Raw genomic sequence first — 6789 nt, 5'->3', positions numbered from 1 at the left:
CTAATGAGCGCTCGTGTGGATCTGTGCGGGGGGCGATCAGTAATGATCGTCCCTACCGCGACCTCATCGAATGCCGATCAGCACGATTATGTCGTCTTGTCGGTATTGACCTCAGAACGCAAGGGTAATTCCATAGCTCCGCCCGAGCATCCCATCAGCGCTAAGATGATTGCAGCATCATCCGCTTTCCTGGAGGTCCTTGCCGATGTCCGAGCTCGCCGTGCTGCCACTGGCCGCAGAGATGACAGCGTTGGTGCAGCGGGCCGAGGACTTCGTCCGCGCCGCCAAAGCGCCCGCCACTTTACGAGCCTATCGGTCCGACTGGGCGCACTTTGAAGCCTGGTGCCAGACTCATCAACTCTTGGCTCTTCCGGCCGAACCTACGACGGTGGCAGCACTGTACATCACCGACCTCGCCGCCTGCCGCGCCGCCGGAACCAAAGAATCAAGAAGGTAATTGTCGCAGTTCCTGAGCGCTCCATCGGCAGCTCTTTTGAAGATGCGAACCACTGTGCTTCCGCGCTTGTTTCTATGTTTTACACCTGCAATTTGAAACAGCCCGTGCAAGAGCCGGAAGCTACGGCCAAAGCGTGCGGCCTGAAAACGGAGTTGAGCCAGTTTCTGCTTGGTTCCAAGTCGGTCCGCAGCAGGAATTTTGTTCACGAGTTGGTACAAGCTGGAATCATGCATGCCGTACATAAAATTTTCTTAGAGGAAATGCTAAAGAATCCTTGGAACGAACGGTCAAATAACGCAACACTCTATAAAGCGTCAATATGACTGATTCTAGGTATTTAATGAAGTTGTTGCTCATATTATGTTATTGAAAAAGAATGACAATGTGTCACTTATTAGTGAGACGAGTGTTGCGTCGCTGAAATGGAGTTTTTGTTGCGTCGATTTTTCACTAGCACGCAACACCCCCTCGCGAATCTAGTGCGAAGTCATGGAAGACCATTATCGGGCGGCCCGTGTAATCAGGAGAAGATGGGCGCGGATTCCATCATGGTCGAAACAGATCCACCGCTTCACTCAGAAGCCGTGTACATAGAAGCAGACCGCTTCTTCCATCAAAAAATCTTGCTTGTAATCGGGCGACGGACCATAAATGGTGACCCCAGCTACGGCGAGTGATTCAGTCATACCTAATCACTTTCGCAACTATCATGGATTTGATATTTGCAAACAAAAACCAGGACATAAGTGCAAGTTTCCCGCAGCGTTTGTGGTTGAATTCTCCAACTATTTTGACGCTCTCCCGCGAGGATATCTCGGAGCGCCGACCAGTTGGTGAGGCGCTCTGATCGCGAGAATCGTCAGATGCTCACTCCCCGGCATAACAACAAGCTAATCTCCGAGACAATGACCTGCTGAATGCTCCTTGGGCCATGAACCATTTCGCGCCCAAAGAAGGTGTTTGTCTAGAACCACAGAGGGAGCCCTCAAGAAAACCCTTCCGTACAGTTGAAGAGGCAATTATCAAGTCTGCCTTTTCAGGTCGGTTGCTATCGCATACGGTAATTTGCGGTCGATAAGGAAATCTCATTGCGAAACGGCAAGAGTGTTTCTGACATCTGAGAAACTCCTCTTCTCAGACTTCAGAAATTACGGGGTGTGTCGTAACTGTGTCGCTACATAGAGAGCGTAGAATGACGAACAGATGACTCCCACCTCCTAATCGCATAAGGACTTATGTATGGCCCCGACCCACAAGCTGGCGTCATCGCATCTCGGAGATATTGGCCATATTGCGTACGCTCGATCATGCCGAACTGGAACGGGCTCAGATTGAATCCGTCTTCGGCTTGCAGCGCAGGGCGGCGATACGCATGATGGCTCCTTTCGTAGCAGGGAATCGCAATGGCAGTTGGCGAGTGGAGCGAGAACGCCTGATCGCTTGGCTAGAGAGTCTGGAGCCAGAGGTCAAAGAAAAGCAGCTTCGCCATCAACGAGTCATCAAAGCGCTGCAGGATGTCCAAGCAGAAAACCAAGCTCTTCGGGAGGAACTCAGACGGCAGGGAAGACCTGATCCGCCAAGCTGGAGATTGAAACAAGACGTTCTGGCTCGATCCATGGTCGCATTGCCTACGGAGATAGCCCTTGCTCCGGGCTTGATCTCCGTCAGCTTTCCGGAGGAGGATCCGACTCGTGGCGCGAGATTACTGCACGAACTTTCTCTAGCCATGCTCAATGATTGGACTACGTTCTGTACTCTAACCGGTCCAGCGCAACCGGATAATCCTGCAAACAAGATTGATAGACTTCTGGATAAGTTGGAATGGGAAAAACAGCAAGCAGTTAACGAATTCGTCACCTAGTCAGTAGTTTTTGATCCATTCATCTGACCTAACGCAGCCATGAGCGCATTAAAAAGGTCGGGAGCGAGGGAATCCTCAACCGCTTTCTGGACGGTTCGTTCAATGTTCTCAGCCATACTAGATAGCCTCACGCCAATCTTGGTATGTCCTGGAAAACGTGAAAGACGAAGACCGCTTCACGAAGACAAACTTTTACTAGAAGAAATGATAAGGATTTACTAGAACGGACGGGTCTTGGAAAGCAACAGGATCTAAACTGCCTCCGCGTCTGATAACACATATTATGTATATCCAATGCCATATCGGCGTTGGAAATGCCTTCTTGCCGTCCATTCAGGTAAAACTGGTCTCTTATTTCAAGTAAAACTTGAGACTTGACGTTAGATAGATTGCTAAATAAAACAGAGCACCAAGGTAAAACGAAGCTGAGTGTTTTTGGTAGCCTAGACGTTCCGCCTGAAAACTGCGGCAACACAGGCATGGGTGTCGCTGTACGAAGCCGGCGTCGTACAGCATCGGTGAAAGGGCCGATTGCTACGATCGGACGCATTGTGTGCATCAGCGATACGCACTCTTAGCCTTCTGGCGAGCTTCCTCAGGTGTTTGTGATGTCTTTGTTTTTTGCCTAGCATCGCGCACATTTCGGATCATCATGTCGATAGGATATTTGGAATATGCGTCAGGGCTGCCAACGGAACATGCCAACCGCTTTAGCTGAGAAGAGGATTTTCTCAAATGTCGGACCCAATATACCCTGCCCTGAGGCATCTTCGTAGGGCTTTTTCGGGCTAAGGCGGCTTTGACCTCGCGGAGCAGAAGCCGCCCCCAACAGACCATTGGAAGGGACGCGTCGCGAACCATCGTATCGAAATCGACAGAGCTGCTGGACGTGAGATCTCACTGGATTCCCAATAAACGTTGGACCTTCTCAATTCAAAAAGAGCGAAAACTACTCCTGCACAGCGGTTCGACCTACCTATGTGCCGTCATTCCAGTTATGACGGCCACCAAGACCGCACCCAAAAAAGTCAAAACGGGCGCGATCGCGGCCGTAAGTGCACTAATACGACGGACGCGGCTGTCGAAGCTGTGTCGGCTTTCGTCAATGCCTTTCGCATGCGAAATATGAGATAACCGTTGTCCCAGCCAAAAGGTGGATAAGAAAACGTAAATCTCTGGAAGAAAAATCTGTGTCCATAATCACTGTCACATGGCCGGCGCCGTATTTCGACCAACAATATGCCATCACGGCCGTCTTCTCAAATGATCGTAATACGGCAGCGCAAACAGCAAAAAGCCATGTTGTCCCTGGAGCGATTGCGAGCCATAGAGCAAGTAGTACGGAGACCAACAGCCACAGGGCCCAGATGAGCTGATTTGAATGGGGACCTGCAAGCGTTGACCCTATCCTGAAATCCAACCAACTCATGAGCAAGAATGCGGAGCAGATGCCGATAGGATATGAATTTCGCCACGTCGGTTGGTGTTCAAGATCCGTCGGCGCCCCGGAATTAGTTGAGTGTGATGTTAAAACTTTGTTTTCGATCGCGCCCTGAAGATCTGCACCGGCCGCCACTCTCCATTCCCATCGAGAAACTGATCGATATCTTGTGCCACCGCGAGCAACGCTACGTCGGAAGCCAGTTGACCTTGTCATATGACCGCAAGCGGATCATCCTGGAGCGAAATTCTCTTTCCGAAGGTCTTGTGGGCAAGTACGTTGACGTTTACGGCTTCCCAGATGACCGCTTGGAAGTCCGCACCAAGGGTCTCCTGCTTCCCTATTGCGGTTCGTCTGCTGCGCCCTTTCTGCTTACCCGCCACACTTGTCAATCCTCAGGTGTCCGAATCGCCGTCGTAATCTTGGTTGCTCATTCAGCAATTGCAACCGAGGTGGCTAGGGGGCAGAGCCAACCTGGAGTTTTGCCATTTTCGACTAACGAATACGGTGTGGATCTCGCCACGGGAAAACGTAAATATAGTTTTCCTACTCAATTTGCGTTCGACATTTTCGATTCCCGTTCTTTCGATCTCCTTTCTCTTTTCAGGAAGAGTGTGCGCTTTTGCCGAGAACCCTGTGTACAAGTTTACTGCCAAGCAATAGAAGGCCGAGGTCAGCATTCTGGCGATCAGCTCCTCTACTATTTATCAGGGATCAGGCAACCAGGAGATCTACCTGGCGGATATCAATATTAAAGGGACGCCCATCAGAGCGTGAAGCTGGTCCATACATATCCGTCGGCTGACCCACTATCCAGAGTGCGATGCGACAGGCCAGAGCTTCTTCCTGGCGCCCGGCGATAGCAATATCTTGGACGCCAGCACGCGAAGTGTGCTGAACGATCAGACCACCGGAAAGATTCCCTGCTTCAAAGTGGTCCATGATGCCACGCGGCTAGCGAAATAAGGATTCGCGGGCGAGATCCGCCAGCAGCCCAGCTCCTATTCCCTTACCCCTACCCCCATTTGACTGTGAGGACTGACAAGCCCATACAGCGTGGGCCGCTCCAGGAGATGCCAGGAAAGCGCAGCGTAGATAAAGGAAACGGCGAAGGCTATCGCTCTTGCAAGGAGGATATGATGCAGATGATTCCGGACAACAGAAATCACTGTGAAGTGGACCAGGTAAAAGCTGTAACTTATTCTTCCGAGGTACACCAGCGGTGTTAGCTTTAGCATTCCGACACCACGGCCACCCAGCGCCCATAACACTGCTCCCGCACAGCCGAGAAGACTGAGCTCGTATAGCCAGACGCTGGCTGAGACATTATTTGCACCGGCTTGAAACCACGGATACCGAGAAAACAGGAGCAGGAAGCATACCGAAATGCCGGTCAGTAGAAGAGCATAAGCGCTGAGCTGTTCGAGAACCGTTCGATAATGACGCCAGGCGAGCGCGATTAGCGCTCCGATCGCCAGCAGGTCCATTCGGAAGGGAGTCGAGGTATGGATTGGCCAATGCCCTGGGAAAAAAGCAGTCGCTCCCCAGCGCAACAGGGGAGCGACGAGCACCAAAGTTCCCGCTAACCAAGCGAGAGCCGTCTCGCTAAGCCAGTAGACCGCAAAGGGCCACAGAATATAAAACTGCTCCTCCACTGCCAGCGACCACAGAACGGCGAGGAAATAGCGATAAGACAGCTCCCGGAACGATGCAGTGTTCATCAGGAATATAAACAGATACCAATGATGCATCCAGCCGATGCCAAACAAAATCGATGTGAGGCCAAGGAAGAGAAGATAGGGAGGAAGAATTCTTTGCATACGGCGCTGATAAAACAAGGCCAGATAGCTGCTCCAAGTCTTATGTCTGCGCTGTTCCAGCAAAATTCCTGTGATAAGAAAGCCAGATAGGACGAAGAATAAGTCCACTCCAGTCCAGAGCAAATGGAAGCCAAAGGAGTGACTACCAAAAACCATCAATACGGCAATGGCGCGGAGCCCGTCGATCTGCACGATGCGTTTCGCATCTGTCATCTTTAGATTACGGCGCTTCGCGCCGGCTCTGGATTTGCTTGGCAGAATGGCTTGGCGGGTGCCGGGCCTCATCGATATCTTGCAGTAGCATCGTTTCGAGGGGAATTCTCCGGCACGCCAACTTCACATTTGTTGGCAGGCATGCGATGTTTGGGCAAGATCCGCCAATATATTGGCGTTCGATCAAAGCTGTTTTTTTTTCGCCTGATGCGAAGTTCCAGGCGATGTATTTTCCCACCTCTCCACTACCTAGGACGATCGCGTCATATGATTCGACTGATGTTAGGGCAAGACCATTTTGACTCGACTCGCGCATGGGAACAACCCTGTCTAAATTCTTAGAAGCCATTGATATTCTCCGAAGTGATTACAGACAAGATTCTTGATAGTCCAATGGATGGCTTCTTTTTCGGCCACCCCAGGATCTGCTTATAACGGCCTTCTCCGCACAAAGGCCGAACTATAACGTTTCGAGTCTACGTACATTTGACTTGAACGTCTTTCGGTAATGAATCAGACTTTCCGAAAATGCACGCCTATCCTGCCTTCTGGACGAATAACATCGGTGCCGCCGAATCTGTCGTTGGCTCCTGGATGAAGGCGTTCCTCTGCAGACGTAGTCGCCTGATCGACGAGGCACGCAAGTTCCATCTATATGCGATGAGGTGTATCGGGCTATGCCCACCCGGCACGAGATCGAACCAAATCTTCACTACTATTAAGAATTAACAACTTGTGCAGGCCTAAATTTAGGTGTATCTCTGTTAATAGATGGCTTTTCGTTCTAGAGAATTGCTGCAATAAGTTTTAATGAGCAATCACGGGCGCTTGGTAAGCGGAACGTTGAATATGAGGCAGCGGCAAGCAGAGTGGAACGCTGAAGAATGGTGAAATCTCGCATCTGTTTTCGTCGGCAGCTACGGTTTAGCGATTGTCGCAGAAACACGAATTACCTATAGATCTGGTCGCCTATCGAGGTCCATTAATTGGGGACGAG

At 50.9% G+C, this 6789-nt stretch carries 5 protein-coding genes; 3 read left to right on the top strand and 2 right to left on the bottom strand.

Annotation, left to right across the window (positions count from 1 at the left end; all coding sequences use genetic code 11):
• Nucleotides 1–199 precede the first annotated feature (199 nt).
• The 3 genes from GSQ82_RS20960 to GSQ82_RS20950 all read left to right on the top strand — a co-directional run bounded on the left by GSQ82_RS20960 (nt 200) and on the right by GSQ82_RS20950 (nt 4514).
• The gene (locus GSQ82_RS20960; protein WP_158794206.1) at nt 200–457 is read left to right on the top strand and encodes a hypothetical protein; all 258 of its coding nucleotides are present in this window, start codon (nt 200–202) and stop codon (nt 455–457) included.
• Between the two features lie 1291 nt (nt 458–1748).
• Nucleotides 1749–2318: a hypothetical protein gene (locus tag GSQ82_RS20955; protein WP_158794205.1), complete on the top strand. Its 570-nt coding sequence runs from the start codon at nt 1749–1751 to the stop codon at nt 2316–2318.
• 1521 nt (nt 2319–3839) lie between these two features.
• Nucleotides 3840–4514, top strand: coding sequence for a hypothetical protein (locus tag GSQ82_RS20950; protein ID WP_158794204.1), 675 nt, complete (start codon nt 3840–3842; stop codon nt 4512–4514).
• A gap of 246 nt (nt 4515–4760) precedes the next feature.
• Here GSQ82_RS20950 and GSQ82_RS20945 read toward each other — a convergent pair whose 3' ends face one another.
• Together GSQ82_RS20945 and GSQ82_RS24795 are read right to left on the bottom strand one after the other, a co-directional pair.
• Entirely contained in the window at nt 4761–5792 is a 1032-nt protein-coding gene (locus tag GSQ82_RS20945; protein WP_158794203.1) for an acyltransferase, read from the bottom strand.
• Nucleotides 5793–5799: 7 nt separating this feature from the next.
• Nucleotides 5800–6141, bottom strand: coding sequence for a hypothetical protein (locus tag GSQ82_RS24795; RefSeq protein ID WP_216847145.1), 342 nt, complete (start codon nt 6139–6141; stop codon nt 5800–5802).
• Nucleotides 6142–6789 lie beyond the last annotated feature (648 nt).

Origin of the sequence: Granulicella sp. L60 (assembly GCF_009765825.1) — a bacterium.
Lineage (GTDB): Bacteria > Acidobacteriota > Terriglobia > Terriglobales > Acidobacteriaceae > Edaphobacter.
This window is presented reverse-complemented; position numbering and strand designations above follow the sequence as displayed.